Annotated in this window: 17 protein-coding genes; 4 read left to right on the forward strand and 13 right to left on the reverse strand. The window is 49.8% G+C overall.

Features of this window, described 5'->3' with window-relative positions; translation table 11 throughout:
* Positions 1 to 7: 7 nt before the first annotated feature.
* On the reverse strand, positions 8 to 2,188 hold the full coding sequence (locus LAJLEIBI_RS11580; RefSeq protein ID WP_040434743.1) for an alpha-galactosidase: 2,181 nt from the start codon (positions 2,186 to 2,188) through the stop codon (positions 8 to 10).
* A gap of 205 nt (positions 2,189 to 2,393) precedes the next feature.
* Between LAJLEIBI_RS11580 and LAJLEIBI_RS11585 the strand changes: the two genes are divergently transcribed.
* Positions 2,394 to 3,245, forward strand: a complete 852-nt coding sequence (locus LAJLEIBI_RS11585; protein WP_040434744.1) for an AraC family transcriptional regulator — start codon at positions 2,394 to 2,396, stop codon at positions 3,243 to 3,245.
* Positions 3,246 to 3,272: 27 nt separating this feature from the next.
* On the opposite strand, the gene LAJLEIBI_RS11590 is transcribed toward LAJLEIBI_RS11585, so the two are convergent.
* The gene (locus LAJLEIBI_RS11590) at positions 3,273 to 4,100 is read right to left on the reverse strand and encodes a MerR family transcriptional regulator (RefSeq protein ID WP_006442254.1); all 828 of its coding nucleotides are present in this window, start codon (positions 4,098 to 4,100) and stop codon (positions 3,273 to 3,275) included.
* A 114-nt stretch (positions 4,101 to 4,214) separates the two neighbouring features.
* Between LAJLEIBI_RS11590 and LAJLEIBI_RS11595 the strand changes: the two genes are divergently transcribed.
* The gene (locus tag LAJLEIBI_RS11595) at positions 4,215 to 5,543 is read left to right on the forward strand and encodes an MATE family efflux transporter (RefSeq protein ID WP_006442255.1); all 1,329 of its coding nucleotides are present in this window, start codon (positions 4,215 to 4,217) and stop codon (positions 5,541 to 5,543) included.
* A gap of 45 nt (positions 5,544 to 5,588) precedes the next feature.
* On the opposite strand, the gene ytvI is transcribed toward LAJLEIBI_RS11595, so the two are convergent.
* From ytvI to LAJLEIBI_RS11635, 8 genes are all read right to left on the reverse strand, one after another.
* Positions 5,589 to 6,734 carry a sporulation integral membrane protein YtvI gene (ytvI, locus tag LAJLEIBI_RS11600; protein ID WP_006442256.1) on the reverse strand — a complete coding sequence of 382 codons (1,146 nt, stop codon included), beginning with the start codon at positions 6,732 to 6,734 and terminating at the stop codon, positions 5,589 to 5,591.
* A 3-nt stretch (positions 6,735 to 6,737) separates the two neighbouring features.
* Positions 6,738 to 7,340, reverse strand: a complete 603-nt coding sequence (gene yihA / locus LAJLEIBI_RS11605; RefSeq protein WP_006442257.1) for a ribosome biogenesis GTP-binding protein YihA/YsxC — start codon at positions 7,338 to 7,340, stop codon at positions 6,738 to 6,740.
* Positions 7,341 to 7,368: 28 nt separating this feature from the next.
* Positions 7,369 to 9,702 (reverse strand): endopeptidase La, encoded by a 2,334-nt coding sequence (lon, locus tag LAJLEIBI_RS11610; RefSeq protein WP_006442258.1) that lies wholly within the window; start codon positions 9,700 to 9,702, stop codon positions 7,369 to 7,371.
* A 110-nt stretch (positions 9,703 to 9,812) separates the two neighbouring features.
* Positions 9,813 to 11,072, reverse strand: a complete 1,260-nt coding sequence (clpX, locus tag LAJLEIBI_RS11615) for an ATP-dependent Clp protease ATP-binding subunit ClpX (RefSeq protein WP_040434745.1) — start codon at positions 11,070 to 11,072, stop codon at positions 9,813 to 9,815.
* Between the two features lie 32 nt (positions 11,073 to 11,104).
* Positions 11,105 to 11,686 carry an ATP-dependent Clp endopeptidase proteolytic subunit ClpP gene (gene clpP / locus LAJLEIBI_RS11620; RefSeq protein ID WP_006442260.1) on the reverse strand — a complete coding sequence of 194 codons (582 nt, stop codon included), beginning with the start codon at positions 11,684 to 11,686 and terminating at the stop codon, positions 11,105 to 11,107.
* Positions 11,687 to 11,718: 32 nt separating this feature from the next.
* Positions 11,719 to 13,005 (reverse strand): trigger factor, encoded by a 1,287-nt coding sequence (gene tig, locus LAJLEIBI_RS11625; RefSeq protein WP_006442261.1) that lies wholly within the window; start codon positions 13,003 to 13,005, stop codon positions 11,719 to 11,721.
* Positions 13,006 to 13,109: 104 nt separating this feature from the next.
* Positions 13,110 to 13,784, reverse strand: a complete 675-nt coding sequence (locus LAJLEIBI_RS11630) for a hypothetical protein (protein ID WP_040435390.1) — start codon at positions 13,782 to 13,784, stop codon at positions 13,110 to 13,112.
* 19 nt (positions 13,785 to 13,803) lie between these two features.
* Complete coding sequence (locus LAJLEIBI_RS11635; protein ID WP_006442264.1) at positions 13,804 to 14,352, reverse strand: DJ-1 family glyoxalase III; 549 nt, start codon at positions 14,350 to 14,352, stop codon at positions 13,804 to 13,806.
* 164 nt (positions 14,353 to 14,516) lie between these two features.
* On the opposite strand from LAJLEIBI_RS11635, the gene LAJLEIBI_RS11640 reads away from it, so the two are divergent.
* Positions 14,517 to 14,960, forward strand: coding sequence for a CYTH domain-containing protein (locus LAJLEIBI_RS11640; protein ID WP_040434747.1), 444 nt, complete (start codon positions 14,517 to 14,519; stop codon positions 14,958 to 14,960).
* Positions 14,961 to 15,070: 110 nt separating this feature from the next.
* The gene (locus tag LAJLEIBI_RS11645; RefSeq protein ID WP_006442266.1) at positions 15,071 to 15,487 is read left to right on the forward strand and encodes a helix-turn-helix domain-containing protein; all 417 of its coding nucleotides are present in this window, start codon (positions 15,071 to 15,073) and stop codon (positions 15,485 to 15,487) included.
* Here the strand turns inward: LAJLEIBI_RS11645 and LAJLEIBI_RS11650 are convergent.
* The 3 genes from LAJLEIBI_RS11650 to LAJLEIBI_RS11660 are packed head-to-tail and all read right to left on the reverse strand — an operon-like array spanning position 15,484 to position 19,165.
* Positions 15,484 to 16,692, reverse strand: coding sequence for an aspartate kinase (locus tag LAJLEIBI_RS11650; RefSeq protein WP_040435392.1), 1,209 nt, complete (start codon positions 16,690 to 16,692; stop codon positions 15,484 to 15,486). The two genes, LAJLEIBI_RS11645 and LAJLEIBI_RS11650, sit on opposite strands and share 4 nt — an antisense overlap.
* Positions 16,693 to 16,714: 22 nt before the next feature.
* The gene (locus LAJLEIBI_RS11655; protein ID WP_006442268.1) at positions 16,715 to 17,926 is read right to left on the reverse strand and encodes a cofactor-independent phosphoglycerate mutase; all 1,212 of its coding nucleotides are present in this window, start codon (positions 17,924 to 17,926) and stop codon (positions 16,715 to 16,717) included.
* An 18-nt stretch (positions 17,927 to 17,944) separates the two neighbouring features.
* The gene (locus LAJLEIBI_RS11660) at positions 17,945 to 19,165 is read right to left on the reverse strand and encodes a homoserine dehydrogenase (RefSeq protein WP_006442269.1); all 1,221 of its coding nucleotides are present in this window, start codon (positions 19,163 to 19,165) and stop codon (positions 17,945 to 17,947) included.
* Positions 19,166 to 19,174: the final 9 nt, after the last annotated feature.

Raw genomic sequence — 19,174 nt, forward strand, 5'->3', positions numbered from 1 at the left:
CCTTCCTTTATACTTCCTCCAGGTATATCTGGTATGCCTCATATTCACACGCAGCCGCCGGAAGCGGAATGCCTGCCTCCATAAGAGCGGCACCGCAGTACCGCTGCCCGGAGCTCATATCCTCATACACGGCGTCTTCCTTCAGCCCCTTCGGTTTTATATAATTCACTGTCATATTTCCATGGACATCCAGAGTCACTGCATTGAGCAGCACTTTTCTTCTGTCCTCCGACACAAAAGCCCAGGCGCCGATCTCATCCTCATACGGATTGCTGAGGCGGTAATACGTACCATTCTGAATGAGCGGCGCATACTTGCGGTAAAGATCTGTCTGCTGCCGGATCTCCTTCTTCTCCTCCCCGGAGAGAGCGCCAAGGTTCAGCTCATACCCAAAGGTTCCGGCCATGGCAGTCACCGTCCTCGTGTACATCGGTGTTCTTCTCCCCGTCTGATGGTTCGGAGAGGCAGACACGTGCGCCCCGACAGCAGACACCGGGTATCCGAAAGAACTTCCATACTGAATCTTCACCCTGTCTACGGCGTCCGTATTGTCACTGCACCATATCTGAGGCGTATAGTACATCATTCCCGCATCAAACCGTCCGCCTCCTCCTGAGCATCCCTCGATAAGAAGATCCGGATAACGCGCCGTCAGCCGTTCCAGAAAATCATAGACACCGAGCACATAGTCATACAGCACCCGTCCCTGCTCCTCTGTCCCGGCAGAGTACACATCACTTAAGCTTCTGTTCATATCCCATTTTACATACTCTATGTTGCCCTGGTCAAGTATTTTGCAGATTTGTTCAAACAGAGCGTCCACCACTTCTTTTCTTGAGAAGTCCAACACAAGCTGATATCTGGCGCGGACCGGCTTTCTCCCCGGCACGGAAAGCACCCAGTCCGGATGGGCACGGTACAGATCACTGTCCTCATTTACCATCTCCGGTTCGATCCAGATACCGAATTTTATTCCCATGTCATTGATCTGCCGGATAAGATCCCTTAGAGTTCCTCCAAGCTTCTCCTCATTTACATGCCAGTCACCGAGGCCGCTGAAGTCGCCGTCTCTGCTGCCAAACCAGCCGTCGTCCATCACGACCATATCGATGCCGCATTCTTTCGCGTCTTCCGCCAGCTTCCGAATCGTCTCCCCCGTAAAATCAAAGTAAGCTGCCTCCCAGCTGTTGACGAGCACCGGCCGCACCGCATCCCTGTATTTCCCCCGGCAGACATGTGTGCGGATACACCGGTGCATATGCTGTGACAGCCGGTTCAGTCCTTTATCCGTATAGGATAGAATGACCTCCGGTGCCTGGAATGTCTCCCCCGGCGCTGCCGGATAGGAGAACAGTTCATCCTGCAGCCCCATCATCATACGTGTCTGGTTGAACTGGTCTTTTTCCGCCTCGCCGGAAAATCCGCCGCTGTATACAAAATTCATGGCATAACAGCTTCCCGCATCCTCTGTGGCATTCTTATCCGCCAGGATCATAAACGGGCTGTACTGATGACTTGACGTTCCCCTGCGGCTCCCAATACGGAAGCTCCCGTGCGGCACAGGAATACGCTGGAAGTTCCGCTCCATCGCATGGCGTCCGTAAAAACTGATCACATCATAATTTCCGCTTAACAGGTCAAGACAGGCAGACTGGATGTTCTCAATATACACTTTTTTCTCTCCTGCATTGACAATACGCACGCTCCTCGTTATGATGTCCAGCTCGGGCAGTACGCCGTAGAGAAGCACGGCCTGAAGCCCTGAAGCGCTGTCCTCCATTGTTATCTCCAACGTCTGCGCCTCCTGCTCTGTGCCATACACCGCGGGCAGCCCCGGCAGATCATATTTCCCTTTGACGATCACATGACTCCTGTAACGCATATCACAGCAGTATGTGCCGTCCGCATTCCTCACAGTGAGCGCTGCTGCCCGGAAATCTCCGTTTCCCCGGCACGGGAATTCCTGCGGAAGGGCATCCAGGGAATACGTCCTGTCCTTCCCGGCCTCATATGGATTGCCGGAGAAACCTCTGTCATAATAAGTCAGCACATAGTCCATACAGCCTTCTGCCAGTTTTCCGTAATAAAGATGAAGCAAAAATCCGTACCGGTCCACCTGCATCTGATACGTTGTGCTCTCTGTATTGAGTGTAAATGTCTTTTTTCTGTCATCATAGATAATAGCCATGTGTCCCTCTCCTTTTATCATTCTTATTTCAGTCATCTGCGGATACGTTTACTGTCTTCATTATAACATCCTGAGGTCCACTGCTAAATATCAGCGTATTTTCAGTTTTATACCAAAATGATGTTTTTTTCCATATAATTAAAAGTTATCTAGCATTTTGGTATATATGGATATATACTATAAGAAAAGAAAGGAGCATGATCTCATGAGTAATCTTCTGTTTTCTGTATTTCCAAATGAAAACTTTATCGATCTGGGGCTTTACCAGTACGGCTGGGAACAATGCAGTCCTTCCCATTCCTTCGGCCCTGCGGCCAGAAATCATTTTGTGTTCCACTATGTGATATCAGGGACCGGCCGCCTGATGGCAGACAGTTCCGACGGAAATACCAGGACATTTCAGATAAAAAGCGGGCAGGGATTTATGCTCTTTCCCGGACAGGTCAACACATATGTGGCAGATAAAGAGCTTCCATGGGAATACACATGGATAGAATTTGACGGGCTGCGGGCAAAAGAGATGGTATCGCTGGCCGGGCTGACAAAGGATATGCCCGTATATCACGCTGCTTCCAAAGAAATGTGCCGGAATATGATGGATGAGATGCTCTATATCGCCAGGCATTCCAATGAAACTCCTTTCCACCTTATCGGACATCTGTACCTGTTCCTTGACTGCCTCACACGTTCTGCCGCGTCGCTGAAGCTGAGACAGGGGGAGCGCATCCGTGACTTCTATATAAAAGAAGCCCTGTCCTTTATCGAACAGAACTTCCAAAATGATATTTCCGTAGAGGATATCGCTGCGTTCTGCGGCCTGAACCGAAGCTATTTCGGTAAAATATTCCGTGATACTCTTGGAAAACCTCCTCAGGAATTTCTCATGAGCTACCGCATGGCAAAGGCCGCTGAACTTCTGAAACTCACAAAGCTTTCCGTCAGGGACATTGGAAATGCGGTCGGTTATCCGAACCAGCTGCATTTTTCCAGAGCCTTTAAAAATATATACGGCATATCGCCGCGGGACTGGCGCAGTCAGAACGGGATGTCTTATTGAACTGCTCCTTTCCATAAGTAACTCTTCTCAGTCAGGGCTTACCATACAGATGATCTTTGTCAGAAAATCTTCCTCCTGCTGTACTGCCAGTCCGTCCAGCAGATAATCTTCATAAAAATGTTCCGACAGTTTTAGTCCGTTTTCCGTAGCGTAATCGACGAGACGCCGGTATGCCGTTCCTATATCCTGCCATTTTCCCTTGTGGTAAGCTGTCACATACTCTCCTTCCGGCCGTACTTCACATGCAACCTTCTTCGGTTTTACACGAAGCAGCTGATACAGCGTCCGGTAATTGTCATAACTGCCGGCCATAATATCCGAAAGATTCTGCCTGAACCCTATGCCGTGCGAGCTCCTGACTCCATGCTCCTCACAGTAATCAAGAAAATTTCCGACCTCTATACTCCATCCCATCTCATCACTGCTCTCTATCCCAGACAGTACCATATACATTTTTTCCTCATGGCGCACACTTATCTCTTCCGGCGAAGCAGCGATTCCGGCGCAGATACAATTCGTCTTCTCCTCCATCCATCTCTGCATCTGTCTCAGCTTCCGCATCCGCTCCTCAATGATACGGCTCTCTTTCTTAAATAATCTCAAAAGACTCTCCGGTGTTCTTCCGTCCACATACTCCTTGATCTCCTGCAGAGGCATATTCAGTTCTTTTAGTGTATATATGATCTCAAATATATCAAGCTGGGAGAATGTATAATACCTGTATCCATTGTCAAGCTTCACTTCCGGACACAGCAGCCCGATGGCGTCGTAATGAAACAGTGTATGCTTCGTCACGCCGGTCAGCCTTGCAAATTCCCCTGTGGTCAGATAACTTTCTTTCTTTTTTATTGCCATATTTGTAATCTCCTCTTGACTATCGGGTTACCCTATACCTTATCATAGCAATTATCGGACAAAAACACAACCCGGACAAATGCGTCCGGCCTTAAAATAGAAAGGAGGATTCCAATGTCGAATTCCATAGCAAAAGATTTCAAATTTTTCTCTCTTCTCCGCTTCGCGGCGCCTACCATCATTATGATGGTGTTCATGTCGTTATATACGATCGTGGACGGTATTTTTATCTCCAGGCTTCTGGGCACAAACGCTCTGTCCTCCGCCAACATTGTCTATCCTGTACTGAACCTTGTCATAGCAGTCGGCGTCATGCTTGCCTCCGGAGGCAGTGCCATAATCGCGAGGAAATTTGGCGAAAACAAAGGGCAGGAGGCCCGCGAGGACTTTTCACTGCTCATTATCGTTGGAATTGCAGCAGGATTTGTTATTATGACCGCCGGCAATCTGTTTATAGAACCGATCGTCCGAATGCTCGGAGCAACGGACTTGCTGCTCAATGATGCCGTCAGCTATCTTGGTGTCTCTTTGTTTCTCGCTCCTGCCTGTATCATGCAGCTGCTCTTTCAGACGTTCTTTGTGACCGCGGGCAGGCCGAATCTGGGTCTTCTGCTCACTATCGGCGGAGGACTGACGAATATGGTCCTTGACTATGTCTTTATGGGGCCTCTTCAGATGGGAATCAGCGGCGCCGCGCTGGCCACCGGGATCGGACAGCTTGTACCTGCGGTTTTCGGAGTCTTTTACTTCTTTTTCTCAAAAGGCTCTCTGCATCTTACAAAGCCGAAGTTCCGGGGAACGGTCATCCTGGAAAGCTGTCTGAACGGCTCTTCTGAGATGGTGACAAATATATCCGCTGCAGTTGTCACCTACCTGTTCAATATCATGATGCTCCGCTTCCTCGGTGAACCAGGTGTTGCGGCCATCACGATCGTACTGTACGGACAGTTTCTGTTCAACGCCATGTATATGGGCTTCTCCATGGGGGTAGCCCCTGTCATCAGCTACAATTACGGAAGCGGCAATCAGAAACTGCTACGGCGGATATACAGAATATGTATCTCCTTCATCTGTGTATCCGCCGTCATTATAACACTGTTTGCTCTGCTGTCGTCTCCATATATCGTGGAGATCTTCACACCGGCAGGCACAGAGACATACGAGATAGCAAGAGGCGGGTTTTTCCTTTTCTCCTTCAACTATCTCTTTGCCGGGATAAATATATTTGCCTCGGCGATGTTCACCGCATTCTCCAACGGGAAGATATCTGCCATTGTCTCATTTGTCCGTACCTTTGTGCTCATCGTGGCAAATATACTGCTGCTTCCGTACCTGATCGGGGTGAACGGTATCTGGCTCTCCGTACCTGCGGCCGAGTGCATGACCGTTCTTCTGTCCGTCTATTTCTTTTACAAAAAGAGGAAAGACTATCACTACATCTGACCGGCAAAAAAATAACTGGTAATTATCGGCAATTACCAGTTATTTCTATTCATTTCTAAGACTCATAATACCTTCCAGCAATATCTTTACATCGTCCAGTATATAGTCAAACGCCCCAGCCTGGAACAGATTGATGACGATCATTCCTACCGGAACTGCAAATATCATCCCGAGCACACTTCCCACTTTGTATCCGACATAGAGCAGCACGAGCGTCACGAGCGGATTCAGGCCCATGCTGTCACCTACAAGCTTTGGCTGGATGAGCTGGCGCACGAGCTGTGTCACGGCGTACAGCGCCATCAGCGCGATGGCGAGCCTGTAGTTGCCGACCATGAACTTGTAAAGCGCCCACGGTATGAGTGCCGTACCTGTCCCGAAAAAGGGCAGAAAATCAAGAAACGCGATGAGCAGCGCCAGCAATATCTGGAAATGCACCCCCATCAGCAGGAATCCCACAAGCAGCAGCGCAAACACAACGACCATGATCTTCATCTGGGCTTTAAAATATCCCCCCACCGCATATTTCATATTGTCGATCACCATACTCATACGGCGCACGACCGGATCAGGAGCTATTTTCTTGGACCATGCGATGACTGCTTCCCTGTCCGCGATAAAAAAGTAGGCTGATATAACGGTTACAATGGTGGCGATCAGTACCGAAGGTATCTTCTTGGCAAAGTTTCCTGCCGCCGTTACGGTCGGTTCACTGATCCTGCCCATCAGATCGCCTACCGTGCTGTCCAGATTACTTACGATGGCGTGCCAGCCGTTCTGGATGCCTTTCGGCAGTATGGTAAACACTCCGTCCAGCGTCTTTCCGATGTCACTCAGGCCGCTCTCCAGCTGCTTATACAGATCCGGCATGTTCTGAACCAGTGACACGATCTCCCGCCACAGCCTGCTCCCCGCAAAATACAGCAGAAAGACGAGCCCCGCAAGTACACCTATGATTATAATGGCGGAACCAAGCTTCTTTACAATTTTAAGTCTCCGCTCCAGCCAATTGACGACCGGACTTGCAATGAAGGCAATGAACCAGCCTATGACAAAAGGCATAAAGAATGCCAGCAGCCTGACTCCGAGAAATATGAACAGGACAGTTCCAAGCAGGCTGAACGCAAGGCTTACGATCACCTTCCAGTACGGTCTGTCGTCATGAAGCTTTTCTTTAATGTCTGTCCGCATCCACTACTCCACCTCTTGTCTGTCCAGATATTCTGTCTCCACCAGCTCCCATATCTCATCTCTTCCCTGCTTTGTCATGGAAGAGAACGGAATGACCTTTGTCCCCGGAATGAGATCCAGTCCTGTCCTCAGCATTTTAATGTGCTTATCTACCTGGCTGCGCTTTATTTTATCCAGCTTCGTTGCAATGATGATCGGCTCATACCCCTGGTCCACGATCCAGTCGTACATCATTCTGTCATTGGCCGACGGCTCATGGCGTATGTCTATGAGCAGAAACACTGCTTTCAGCTGCCCGGAGCCGTGAAGGTAGCGTTCTATGAGCTGTCCCCATTTCATCTTTTCCTTCTCAGACACCTTCGCGTAGCCGTAACCGGGAAGGTCTACAAGATACATTTCATTATTGATATTGTAGAAGTTGATCGTCTGTGTCTTTCCGGGAGTCGCTGAAATTCTCGCATAGGATTTCCGGTTCATCAGCGCATTGATGAGCGATGATTTACCTACATTGGACTTTCCTGCAAACGCTATCTCAGGGTGATCGTTGTCCGGCAGTATACTTGTGATGCCGCACACTGTCTCTAAATTAATATTTCTGATAATCATATCTTTTCCTCTTTGCTGTCATCGGCAGCTATACCAACGCTATTTTTAATACTTCGTCCATGTGGGATACAGGGAGTATCTCCATGCCTTTCTTTATCTCCGAAGAGATGTCTTCCAGATCCACTTTATTTTCCTGCGGTATGATCACGGTACGGATGCCGGCATTCTTAGCCGCGAGCAGCTTTTCTTTCAGCCCGCCGATAGGAAGCACGCGGCCGCGGAGTGTGATCTCGCCTGTCATGGCCACATCTGCCCTCACCCTGCGCTCCGTCACGGCCGATATCATCGCCGTAGCCATCGTGATGCCCGCAGACGGACCGTCCTTTGGCACCGCCCCTTCAGGAATGTGGATATGTATGTCGTGTTCCTTAAAGAACATCTCTTCTATCTTGTGTGCCGCGCTGACAGACCGGATATAGCTGATACCTGTCCTGGCGGATTCTTTCATCACGTCGCCCAGCTGGCCGGTAAGCAGTATCTCTCCCTCGCCAGGCATGATATTTACTTCTATCTGGAGCGTATCGCCGCCCACACTTGTCCATGCAAGTCCGCGCACGATCCCGACTTCATCCGACGCATTGGCCATCTGGTATGTATACAGCTCTTTGCCGAGATACAGGTGAAGATTGCGCTCTGTGACATGTATGGCAGGCTTCTTTGTCTCAAGGATCTCCCTGGCGGCTTTTCTGCATATTTCGCCGAGCTTTCGCTCCAGCTGGCGTACACCCGCCTCTTTCGTATAATTTCTCGCCATCTTCCAGACAGCTCTCCGGCTCACGGTGAGCTGTTCCGGCTTCAGCCCGTGGCGCCGAAGCTGCTTGGGAAGCAGATGCTCCATGGCAATGTGCATTTTTTCATTCTCAGTGTAACTGCTCACCTCGATGACTTCCATTCGGTCGAGCAGAGGTCTTGGGATCGTCTGCAGTGTATTCGCAGTCGTAACGAACAATACTTCCGACAGGTCCACCGGCACTTCTATATAGTGGTCGCGGAACTTGGAGTTCTGCTCACTGTCCAGCACCTCCAGCAGCGCAGAAAAAGTGTCCCCCTTGTAGTCATTGCTCACTTTGTCTATCTCGTCGAGCAGCATGAGCGGGTTCTTGACGCCCGCGGACTTAAGTCCCGTGGCGATCCTTCCCGGCATGGCGCCTACGTATGTTCTCCTGTGTCCGCGTATCTCGGCCTCATCACGCACTCCGCCGAGGGAAATTCTCACATAAGGCTTTTTCAGCGCCCTTGCCAGTGATTTTGCTATGGATGTCTTGCCGGTGCCCGGAGGTCCGACGAGGCAGAGTATAGGTGTGTCCCCCTTCTTTGTGAGGGCGCGCACTGCCAGGAATTCCAGCACTCTCTCCTTCACTTTTTCCAGGCCGTAGTGATCTTCATCCAGCACTCTCTTGGCATAGGCGATGTCTTTGTGGTCTCTGCCTGCGTTGTCCCACGGCATCTCAAGAAGTGTCTCAATATACGTGCGTACGACGCCGGTCTCCGCCGGATTGCCCATCGTGTTCTTAAACCGCTTGATCTCCTTGTTCAGCTTTTCCTTTACTTCCGCAGGGGCTTTCAGTTTATCCGCCGCCTCCTGGAACTCATCGGCGTCCGACATCGTATTGTCGTCGCCGAGCTCCTCGCGGATGATCTTCATCTCCTCCCGGAGAATATACTCTCTCTGATTTTTATCCACCCGCTCTTTCACTTTCGCCTGGATCTCTTCTTTTATATTGATGATCTGAATCTCACTTACGAGCCTTCCGACCACCTTATCGTACCGCTTCAGCACGTCCGGCTCTTCCAGCAGTTCCTGGGCATTCTCCCAGGAGAGCGGTATATTGGCCGCTATCTCGTCCACAAGGCGGCGCAGGTCTTTGATCTCCTCCATCTGAAGCGCCAGATCCTTGGACAGCTTCGGATTGCGGGGAAGATACTCCCGGAACAGATCCTTAAGTCCCCGCAGCATCGCCTCCATGTTGAGCGGGTTTTCCTTCGCGCCGACCGCTTCCTCTGCGTTGTCGATATCCGCCACCTCAACGACATTGGCGCGCAAATACGGCTCGTCATATTCCATACAGTCCATTCTGGCACGCGTCTCACCTGTCACCAAAATTCTGCTTATTTTCTTCGGTAATTTCACGATCTGCTTGATGGATGCAATACAGCCCACCGCGCAGATGTCATTCATGCCCGGATTCTCTTTCTCAATATCCTTTTGAGCTGTCAGAAAAATCTTCTGATTTTCCTGCATCGCCTGCTCAATTGCCTCAATTGATTTCTCCCTGCTGACGTCAAAATGAGTAACCATTCCGGGCAATACGACCATGCCGCGCAGGGCAACCATCGGTAAACTATTCACTTCATTTGTCATACAATTTCTCCTATTTTGAAAGGGGTCAGACCCCTATGGTACATAGGGGTCTGACCCCTTTGACAATTTAAAACAAGCGGGCACAAAACTGATTCTGCACCCGCCTTTTATTAAGCACTTTCTGATCTGACGGCAGTGTGTTCACACTCCGGCTCTCCGATTCCTTTTACTACCTCTTTTGTGATACGGCATGTCTTCAATGTCTCATCTGACGGAGCGCGGTACATGATATCCATCATGACATTCTCCATGATCGCGCGCAGTCCTCTGGCGCCCGTCTTACGCTTCAGGGATGTCTCTGCTATCTCTTCCAGCGCATCTTCGTCAAAGATAAGATCCACGCCGTCCAGCTCGAGCAGTTTCTGATACTGCTTGGCTAACGCGCTTCTCGGTTCTGTGAGGATACGCATGAGCGCTTCTTTGTCGAGCATCTGGAGTGCTACCGTCACCGGTACACGTCCCACAAGCTCAGGGATGATTCCATACTTCACGAGATCCTGCGGCAATACCTGATTCAGCAGACGGTCCACGTCGTTCTCGTGCTTCTCAGTGATATCTGCGTTGAATCCGATCGCCTTCTTGTCTATCCGGTTCTCGACTATCTTTTCGATCCCCTCAAATGCGCCTCCGCATATGAAAAGGATATTTGTCGTGTCGATCTGTATCAGCTCCTGATGCGGATGCTTTCTTCCCCCCTGAGGCGGCACATTGGCAACCGTGCCTTCGACGATCTTTAGCAGCGCCTGCTGTACACCCTCACCGGATACATCTCTTGTGATAGAAGGATTCTCGGACTTTCTCGTGATCTTATCGATCTCATCGATATAGATGATGCCGTATTCCGCTCTCTCCACATCGCCGTCGGCGGCCTGGATGATCTTCAGAAGAATGTTCTCCACATCCTCCCCCACATACCCTGCCTCTGTGAGCGCAGTCGCGTCCGCGATGGCAAACGGTACGTTCAGTATCTTGGCCAGTGTCTGGGCGAGCAGCGTCTTGCCACATCCCGTCGGCCCGAGCATGAGGATATTGCTCTTGTTGAGCTCCACCCCCAGGTCTTTCTGCGCCATTATCCGTTTGTAATGATTGTAAACAGCTACAGAGAGCACTTTCTTCGCCTCATCCTGCCCGATGACATACTCATCGAGAAAATCTTTGATCTCTTCCGGTTTCAGAAGATTGATATCGGCAAACGGATTCCAGTGCCTTCTGTCGTCATATTCAAATTCTTCTTCAATGATCTCTGCACATACATCGATACACTCGTCGCAGATATAGGCTCCGTTCGGACCCGCGATCAGCTTGCGCACCTGCGACTGTGTCTTATTGCAAAACGAACATCTTACCTGGTCGTCGTTCTTTCCTGCCATGCTTTCACCTCTCTGGGACATTCCGCCGGCTTTTAGCGGTTCTTGATGACTTCATCAATGAGACCGTAAGCCTTTGCTTCCTCCGCAGACATAAAATTATCACGTTCTGTGTCAATACGGATAACATCCAGCGGCTGTCCTGTATTCTCCGCCAGGATCTGGTTCAGTCTCTGGCGGGTTTTTAAAATATGTTCAGCAGCGATCTGAATCTCGGTTGCCTGTCCCTGCGCACCGCCTGACGGCTGGTGGATCATGATCTCTGCGTTGGGCAGCGCAAGACGCTTTCCTTTTGTTCCTCCTGCGAGAAGGAAGGAGCCCATGCTCGCAGCCATACCGATACAGATCGTTTCTATATCAGATTTGATATACTGCATCGTGTCATAGATGGCAAGGCCTGCCGACACTGAACCTCCCGGACTGTTGATATACAGATGGATATCCTTCTCCGGGTCCTCTGCCTCAAGGAATAATAACTGAGCCACGATCACACTCGCGGACACGTCAGTTACCTCTTCCCCCAAAAATATGATTCTGTCTTTTAATAATCTTGAATAGATGTCGTAGGAGCGTTCTCCGCGGCTGGTCTGTTCAATGACATAAGGTACTAAACTCATGTATTCGTCTCCTCCTGACTGTGCGATACGGCTTATTTCTCTACAGCGTTCTCCACAAGGAACGTCACTGCTTCCTGAACAGCCATATCTTCCTTCATCTGATTCTTTTCATTCTCGCCCATAAACTCTTTCAGTTTATCGACTTCCATCTTATATGACTCGGCCATCTTAGCCAGTTCTTCGTCAACTTTCTCATCACTGATCTCGATGTTCTCAGCTTTTGCGATCGCTTCCAGCACAAGACGTGTCTCAATGCGCTTGATCGCCTGCGGTCTCATCTCCTCGAGCATCTTCTCTGCCGTCATGCCTGTAAACTGGAAATACTGTTCCAGAGAGATACCCTGAGACTGGATCCTCTGCGCAAAATCATCAGCCATCTGTCTTACCTGTGTCTCGATCATGGCCTTCGGGATTTCCATCTCTGCATTCTTAACAGCCTGCTCTACGACCTGATCTTCCTTCTTCGTCTTGCCTTCCGCAGCTTTCTCATCTTTGATCTTTACCTTAACATCAGCTTTATATTCTTCTAATGTATCAAATTCTGAAACTTCCGCCGCAAATTCATCATCTATCTCCGGAAGCTCCTTCGCCTTGATCTCATGTACCGTACACTTAAATACCGCTTCTTTTCCCTTCAGTTCCTCTGCGTGATAATCTTCCGGGAATGTGACATTGACTTCCACCTCTTTGCCCGCCTCTGCTCCTACAAGCTGCTCCTCAAATCCGGGGATAAAAGAGTTGGAACCGATCGTCAGCGGGTAATTTTCACCCTTGCCGCCCTCAAACGCTGCGCCGTCAACAAATCCTTCAAAGTCGAGGATGACCTCGTCTCCATTCTGTACCGGACGGTCTTCGACTGCAACCGTTCTCGCGTTCTTCTCTGCCTCTTCCTGAATTCTGGCATCAACTTCCTTCTGTGTCACGCGTGTGGAGACCTTGTCTACTTCCAGTCCCTTATACTCACCGAGCGTCACTTCCGGTTTTGTAGCTACTTCTGCCGTAAAGACAAATGGTTTGCCCTTTTCGATCTGAACAACATTGATATCCGGCTGGGACACGATGTTCAGCTCACACTCCTCATATGCATCAGAATAAGCCTTTGGAATCAGCTCATTTGCCGCATCATCATAAAAGATCTCCGCACCGTACATTTTTTCGATCATCTGGCGCGGCACTTTTCCCTTGCGGAATCCCGGCATATTGATTTTTTTCCTCTGCTTCATATATGCACTCTGAAGCGCTTTCTCTAAATCATCGGCAGGAACTTCGATGGTAAGTTTTGCCATGTTTTTTTCTAACTTTTCTACCTGTAAACTCATTTTTGCTATTTCCTCCTGTTTCTGTCCCGCCTTTCAACCGCCGGAAAGATGGGCATGCTACATTACATTCACTAAAGAAGTATAACACAAACCTCTCTAAATATCTAGCCTTGAATTTCATCTAGCCTAAGTATTTTTATAACAAGGTTGTCCATATCATCTTCGTCAATGGAATACTCATTTCTCTTATCCGCATTTACCTTCACTATGACCGTCTTCGCGTCCTGGAATTCCATCTCAGAAGACGCCACATCGAGCAGTTCATAGGCGTGGTTAACAATATCGTTCAGGATCTGCTGCCTCACCTCATCATCCGTTCCCTTGTAGACTCCGTCCTTCACATCCTGAGCGATCTTAATGGAATCCTCGGTCAAAAGCTGCTGAAAACGTATGAACACGTCCGACGGCTGGATCTCCACCGGCACCTCGAACTCCTTCTTCCCAGTCTTGTCCGCCTCTCCCACGCTGTAGCGCATCACGGAAAATATCTTTGATACGAGTTCCGCAAACTGGCTCGTCTTTAAGTCCCCCATGTCGATCTCATTCGTAATGTTGTTGGCGACAAATGTATCGATAAATTCCTTGTACTGTGCTTTCAGGGCTTCCGTCGTGGAGCCTTCTATCATCTCCTGCGCCTTCTGCGTCTGTCCCTGAAAGTTCAGGTCCAGCACCCCTTTCACATATCCCGACGCGTCAAAGTCACGGCCGCACCCGGCGCTGCCGGCCGCCAGCATGATGCAGAGAATAACGAGCAGCGCCGGTCTCAAATGTTTCTTCATATTACGATCCTTTTTCTTCTTATTCATAGACGATGGACTCTGCGATCTCTTTAGCCTTATCCTTGCCCATAAGCTGCTCGATGATCTTCAGTGAAAAGTCAATGGCTGTTCCCGCCCCGCGGCCTGTGATGATATTTCCATCCACCGTGACCGGCGCGCCGGTAAGAACTGCCCCCTGGATCTTTGTCTCCATCGTCGGATAACATGTCACTCTCCTGCCCTTTAGAAGCCCGAGATTGCCGAGTATAGTCGGCGCGGCGCAGATGGCAGCCACAGTCTTGCCTTCTTCTATAAAGTCTTTGACTACCCTGCGCACTCCGTTGTGTTCCTCCAGATTGCGCGTGCCCGGCATTCCCCCCGGAAGTACGATCATATCAAACTCGACAAAGTTCACCTCGTCAAAAAGGTCTTCCGTCTGGACATTGATCCCGTGCGCCCCGTGCACGACATACTCCTCTGCGGCGGATACTGTGTCCACATATATCTTTGCCCGCCGCAGCAGATCTACGACTGTAAGTGCCTCGATCTCCTCAAATCCGTCCGCCAAAATAACGCTTACTCTCTTCATCTGAATCCTCCTTACTGATTACAAAACTTTCTAAAAACTCCCTGTACGGCCAAAAAAAGCCATCATGGATAAATAGTATCAAACTACCTGCAAAAAAGCAAATACGTTTACATTTTCCTGAATCTATATTATCATAACTATAAAAAATGAAGGTGGTGCAATTTATGGAAATAGAGCGCAAATATCTCGTATCCCGGCTCCCGGGTGATCTGGACGGATATCCGTGCCGTATGATCGAACAGGGATACCTCAATACAGCCCCTGTCGTGCGCATCCGGCGCGACAATGAAAAATACGAGCTGACGTACAAGTCAGAAGGCCATATGGTCCGGGAGGAATATAACCTTCCCCTCACAGAGGAAGCCTATGAGCACCTGCTCACAAAGATCGACGGGCGCATTATAACGAAAAAGCGTTATATGATCCCGTATGACGACTCCCTCACGATCGAACTGGATATTTTTGAGGGCAGTCTCGCACCTCTTAGGCTCGCTGAAGTGGAATTCCCGGATGAAGCAAGCGCTTCTGCTTTCACCCCGCCGGACTGGTTCGGGGAAGACGTCACCTTCTCCGGCTCATATCACAACAGCGCATTGAGCAGATTATAGGCAACTTATCGTTGCTTTATTCAAAAAGACAACGTTTCGGCGCATAGATATCTATTTATTGGACAAATTGCTATACTAACAAGTAAAGTTACTTGCGGAGGTTAGCAGCCATGCCAAACATTCAACTGGCCAATAATTTACGATATCTGAGAAAACAGAATAAATTGACTCAGAAAGATTTGAGCGAGATGCTGAACATATCCCGTCAGGCGTACTCAAACTATGAGACGAGCAAGCGTACACCTGACCTGGATTCCCTTCTGTATCTGGCCGGCTTTTATAATGTCAATCTGGATTCCCTCGTCCTCGGCAGCCTTCCGTCTCCTGACCAGGCCGACGCCGCTGCTTCCGAATCGATCGCTGAACAGAAGATTCCTTATACGCTTTCTGTAGATAAAAATACCGGTAATTCTATTTATCTCACTGAGGAAGAATTGGAGATCATCACAAAGATCCGCACACTTTCCAGAGAAAACAAACAGATAATTACCGGTTTTATTAATGATAACGCCGCGCCTGACGTTTAATCGTTCACCGCAAATCCGTCGTGCACTGCGATCATAGCCTGTTCAATATCCTTCTCATCCACAAGAACCGTGATCCTTATCTCTGATGTAGAGATCATATTGATATTGATTCTGGAGTTGTAAAGTGATTCAAACATCTTTGCCGCAACTCCCGGATTGCTCATCATCCCCGCGCCTACGATGGACAGCTTCGCAACTTCTTCTTCCCATGTGATCTGCTGTATCGTGAGCCTGTCTTTATTTGCCTCCAGCACCTTGATCGCGTTTTCCAGATCATTGTCCGCCACTGTGAAAGAAATATCCTTCGTACCTTCACGCCCTACGGACTGCAGTATGATATCTACATTGATATTGTTCTTAGCCAGCGTATCAAAGATATTGAATGCGATCCCCGGCTTATCCTGCACTCCGATCACGGAGATCCTCGCTGTATTTTTATCGGCTGCTACGCCTGTCACTAACATTTTTTCCATATGTGAAGCCTCCTTGACTACAGTTCCCTCTGAACGGTTCAGACTGGACCTTACTACTAATTCTACATTATATTTTTTTGCCATTTCCACTGATCTGTTGTGAAGCACTTTTGCTCCGAGGCTGGCCAGTTCCAGCATCTCGTCATAAGTCACCACTTCAAGCTTCCTGGCATTTTTTACTATTCTCGGGTCAGCTGTGTACACGCCGTCCACATCTGTATATATCTCACACTTATCCGCGTGAAGCACAGCAGCCAGAGCCACTGCAGTCGTATCTGAGCCCCCTCTTCCGAGCGTCGTGATATCGTCATATTTGTTCACCCCCTGAAATCCCGTCACAATGACTATCTTGCGGGAATCCAGTTCATGGAGAATACGCTCTGTATCCACACGTTTGAAACGGGCATTGCCGTATCTCGATGTAGAGTGCATCATGACCTGGAATGCATTGAGTGATACTGCCGGGACATCCAGCGCCTGCATCGCCATCGCCATCAGTGATACCGACACCTGCTCCCCTGTCGTGAGCAGCATATCCAGCTCTCTTTTCTTTGCATTCGGATTGATGCTTTCTGCCATCCCGATCAGATCATCTGTCGTATCGCCCATGGCTGACAATACTACGACAACGTCATTTCCTGCTTTGTAATCTTCAATACAGCGCTGTGCCACATTAAATATTCTATCCTTGTTGGCAACAGAACTGCCGCCGAATTTCTTAACAACTAACATAAATTCCTCCCGCATTCCTCTTTTATGACCGTGCTCTGCCGAGCAGATGCCCAATCAATTTGTACCCGTCCGGCCAGTATATTCCGGTTTCAGAAGCCGTCTTCTCATCATATGCATCCGTACCTTCATACGGCGCCGTACTGTCATACAGAAGATACGGGACAGGATCTCCTGTGTGAGTGCGTACTTCGATGGGCGTAGGATGATCCGGAAGAACAAGGATCCGGTAATCTGCGCCGGCGCGCTCCATTCCTTCTGTGATCTTCCCCGCGACGAGTTCGTCCACCCGCTCTATCGCCGTGATCTTATCTTTCAAACTGCCCTGATGCCCCATCTCATCCGGAGCTTCCACATGAATATAGGCAAAATCATAACCGTCTTTCGTCAGCGCGTTCACCGCTGCCATGGCCTTTCCTGTATAGTTCGTATTCAGTCCGCCGTTGGCTCCTTCCACTTCGATACAGTCCATGCCGGCCCCGACAGCGATTCCCTTCAGCAGGTCCACAGCAGAGATCATTACCCCCCTGAGTCCGGTCATCTCTTCAAATGACTTAAGCGCCGGGCGCCTGCCGGCTCCCCAGAACCAGGCAGAGTTGGCCGGATGCAGCCCTTTCCTTCTCCGTTCTGCGTTGACCGGGTGGTTTTCCAGTATGTCATAACTCTTTTTCATCATCTCCCGGAGGACAGCATCCTCCGGCAGATACGCTCCGATCCTCTTCGTCAGGATATCGTGGGGCGGCGTCAGCTCTGTCTCTTTTCCCTGCTTCATAATAAGCAGATGGCGGTAGCTTGTGCCTGTGTAGAACCGGTATCCCTCTCTCTCAAGCCCTTCTCTGAGCGCATCCAGAAGCACCGCCGCATCTTCCGTACTGATCTCATCAGAACTGTGATCGATGATCGTTCTTTCCTCATATGCACAGTCCTCCTCGGACAGTGTGACGATATTACACCGGAAAGACACATCCGTATCTTCCATATCGACGCCGATACTGAGCGCTTCCAGCGGAGAGCGTCCTGTATAGTATATGTCCGGGTCGTACCCCATCACAGCGAGATTGGCCGTGTCGCTTCCCGGCGCCATTCCTTCCGGCACCATGGAAACCATGCCCACTTCCGCCTTCTGTGCAAGCCGGTCCATGACCGGGGTGCGTGCGGCTTCAAGTGTTGTCCTGCCTCCCAGCTCTTTAAGAGGACGGCCTGCCATGCCGTCACTCAACACGATTATGTATTTCATGCTTCCTCCCTGCCTCTGCTATTCCTGAATACGTATCATATGCAGTATCTCATCTTTATATATTCCCGCCCGCGTATCATAATCGCCTTCCATCATGACCGGGGTGATAAATCCAAATTCACCGTCAAGCCCGTCTGCATGTACGATCTCAATATCTCCGAAGGAATCCCTGAGATCCGCAAGCATCTCCTGCGCATCCCCTTTCATGCGGATGAAGAAACGCCGTTTGGCGTCTGCCTTATCCTCAAGCTTAAGCTTATCCTGCTTCCACATCGTCATGATATTGCGGTTCAGATGCTTTGCCGCATCCACGACATCGGCCACCACCGCGCTGGCAGTCGGGAGCTTTCCTGCGCCGCTGCCATAAAACATCGCGTCTCCCAGGACATTGCCGTGCACGAAAATGGCGTTGAACACTCCGTTTACATTGTAGAGCGGATGTCCCGGATAGAGCATGCACGGCGCCACGATCGCGTGCAGGCGGTTCCCGCGGCGTTTGCTGGATGCCAGCAGCTTGATGGTCGTCCCCATTGCCTTCGCATATTTCATATCTTCCGCCGTGATCTTTGTAATGCCCTCACAGTAGATATCCTCAAAATCAACCTGCTGTCCGGAGATGAGTGAAGACAGGATCGCGATCTTCCTGCAGGCATCATAGCCTTCCACATCTGCCTCCGGATTGCGCTCCGCGAAACCGTTCGCCTGCGCTTCCTTCAGCACTTCATCGTAGTCTGCCCCCTCATAGAACATCTTTGTCATCATATAGTTCGTCGTACCGTTGAGTATACCAGTGATCTCTTCGATCTCATCTGCCGTCAGCGAAGAGTTCAGCGGGCGGATGATCGGAATGCCGCCCCCTACGCTCGCCTCAAAAAGGAAGTTGATGCCCTGGTCCTTTGCGATGGACAAAAGTTCCGCGCCATGCTTGGCCACAAGCGCCTTGTTCGACGTGGCAACACTCTTTCCGGCCTGCAGACACCGCTTCACAAAAGTGTAAGCAGGTTCGATGCCTCCCATGACCTCCACGACGATCTTGATATCATCGTCATCTATGATCGTTTCAAAATCATGGACGATCTTATCCTGGACCGGGTCGCCGGGAAACTCTTTCAGATCCAGTACATACTTTATATTCAGTTCATCGCCGATCCTCTGATTGATGCGGGCGCCGTTCGTACGGACGACTTCCACAACACCGGAACCGACTGTCCCGTATCCCATAACCGCTATATTTACCATAAATTCCTC

This window comes from [Clostridium] hylemonae DSM 15053, from assembly GCF_008281175.1.
GTDB lineage: Bacteria > Bacillota > Clostridia > Lachnospirales > Lachnospiraceae > Extibacter > Extibacter hylemonae.

Coding starts and splice junctions, on each gene's coding strand:
- LAJLEIBI_RS11580 (WP_040434743.1), bottom strand. CDS start 2,188: ATGGCTATTATCTATGATGACAGAAAAAAGACATTTACACTCAATACA.
- LAJLEIBI_RS11585 (WP_040434744.1), top strand. CDS start 2,394: ATGAGTAATCTTCTGTTTTCTGTATTTCCAAATGAAAACTTTATCGAT.
- LAJLEIBI_RS11590 (WP_006442254.1), bottom strand. CDS start 4,100: ATGGCAATAAAAAAGAAAGAAAGTTATCTGACCACAGGGGAATTTGCA.
- LAJLEIBI_RS11595 (WP_006442255.1), top strand. CDS start 4,215: ATGTCGAATTCCATAGCAAAAGATTTCAAATTTTTCTCTCTTCTCCGC.
- ytvI (WP_006442256.1), bottom strand. CDS start 6,734: ATGCGGACAGACATTAAAGAAAAGCTTCATGACGACAGACCGTACTGG.
- yihA (WP_006442257.1), bottom strand. CDS start 7,340: ATGATTATCAGAAATATTAATTTAGAGACAGTGTGCGGCATCACAAGT.
- lon (WP_006442258.1), bottom strand. CDS start 9,702: ATGACAAATGAAGTGAATAGTTTACCGATGGTTGCCCTGCGCGGCATG.
- clpX (WP_040434745.1), bottom strand. CDS start 11,072: ATGGCAGGAAAGAACGACGACCAGGTAAGATGTTCGTTTTGCAATAAG.
- clpP (WP_006442260.1), bottom strand. CDS start 11,686: ATGAGTTTAGTACCTTATGTCATTGAACAGACCAGCCGCGGAGAACGC.
- tig (WP_006442261.1), bottom strand. CDS start 13,005: ATGAGTTTACAGGTAGAAAAGTTAGAAAAAAACATGGCAAAACTTACC.
- LAJLEIBI_RS11630 (WP_040435390.1), bottom strand. CDS start 13,784: ATGAAGAAACATTTGAGACCGGCGCTGCTCGTTATTCTCTGCATCATG.
- LAJLEIBI_RS11635 (WP_006442264.1), bottom strand. CDS start 14,352: ATGAAGAGAGTAAGCGTTATTTTGGCGGACGGATTTGAGGAGATCGAG.
- LAJLEIBI_RS11640 (WP_040434747.1), top strand. CDS start 14,517: ATGGAAATAGAGCGCAAATATCTCGTATCCCGGCTCCCGGGTGATCTG.
- LAJLEIBI_RS11645 (WP_006442266.1), top strand. CDS start 15,071: ATGCCAAACATTCAACTGGCCAATAATTTACGATATCTGAGAAAACAG.
- LAJLEIBI_RS11650 (WP_040435392.1), bottom strand. CDS start 16,692: ATGTTAGTTGTTAAGAAATTCGGCGGCAGTTCTGTTGCCAACAAGGAT.
- LAJLEIBI_RS11655 (WP_006442268.1), bottom strand. CDS start 17,926: ATGAAATACATAATCGTGTTGAGTGACGGCATGGCAGGCCGTCCTCTT.
- LAJLEIBI_RS11660 (WP_006442269.1), bottom strand. CDS start 19,165: ATGGTAAATATAGCGGTTATGGGATACGGGACAGTCGGTTCCGGTGTT.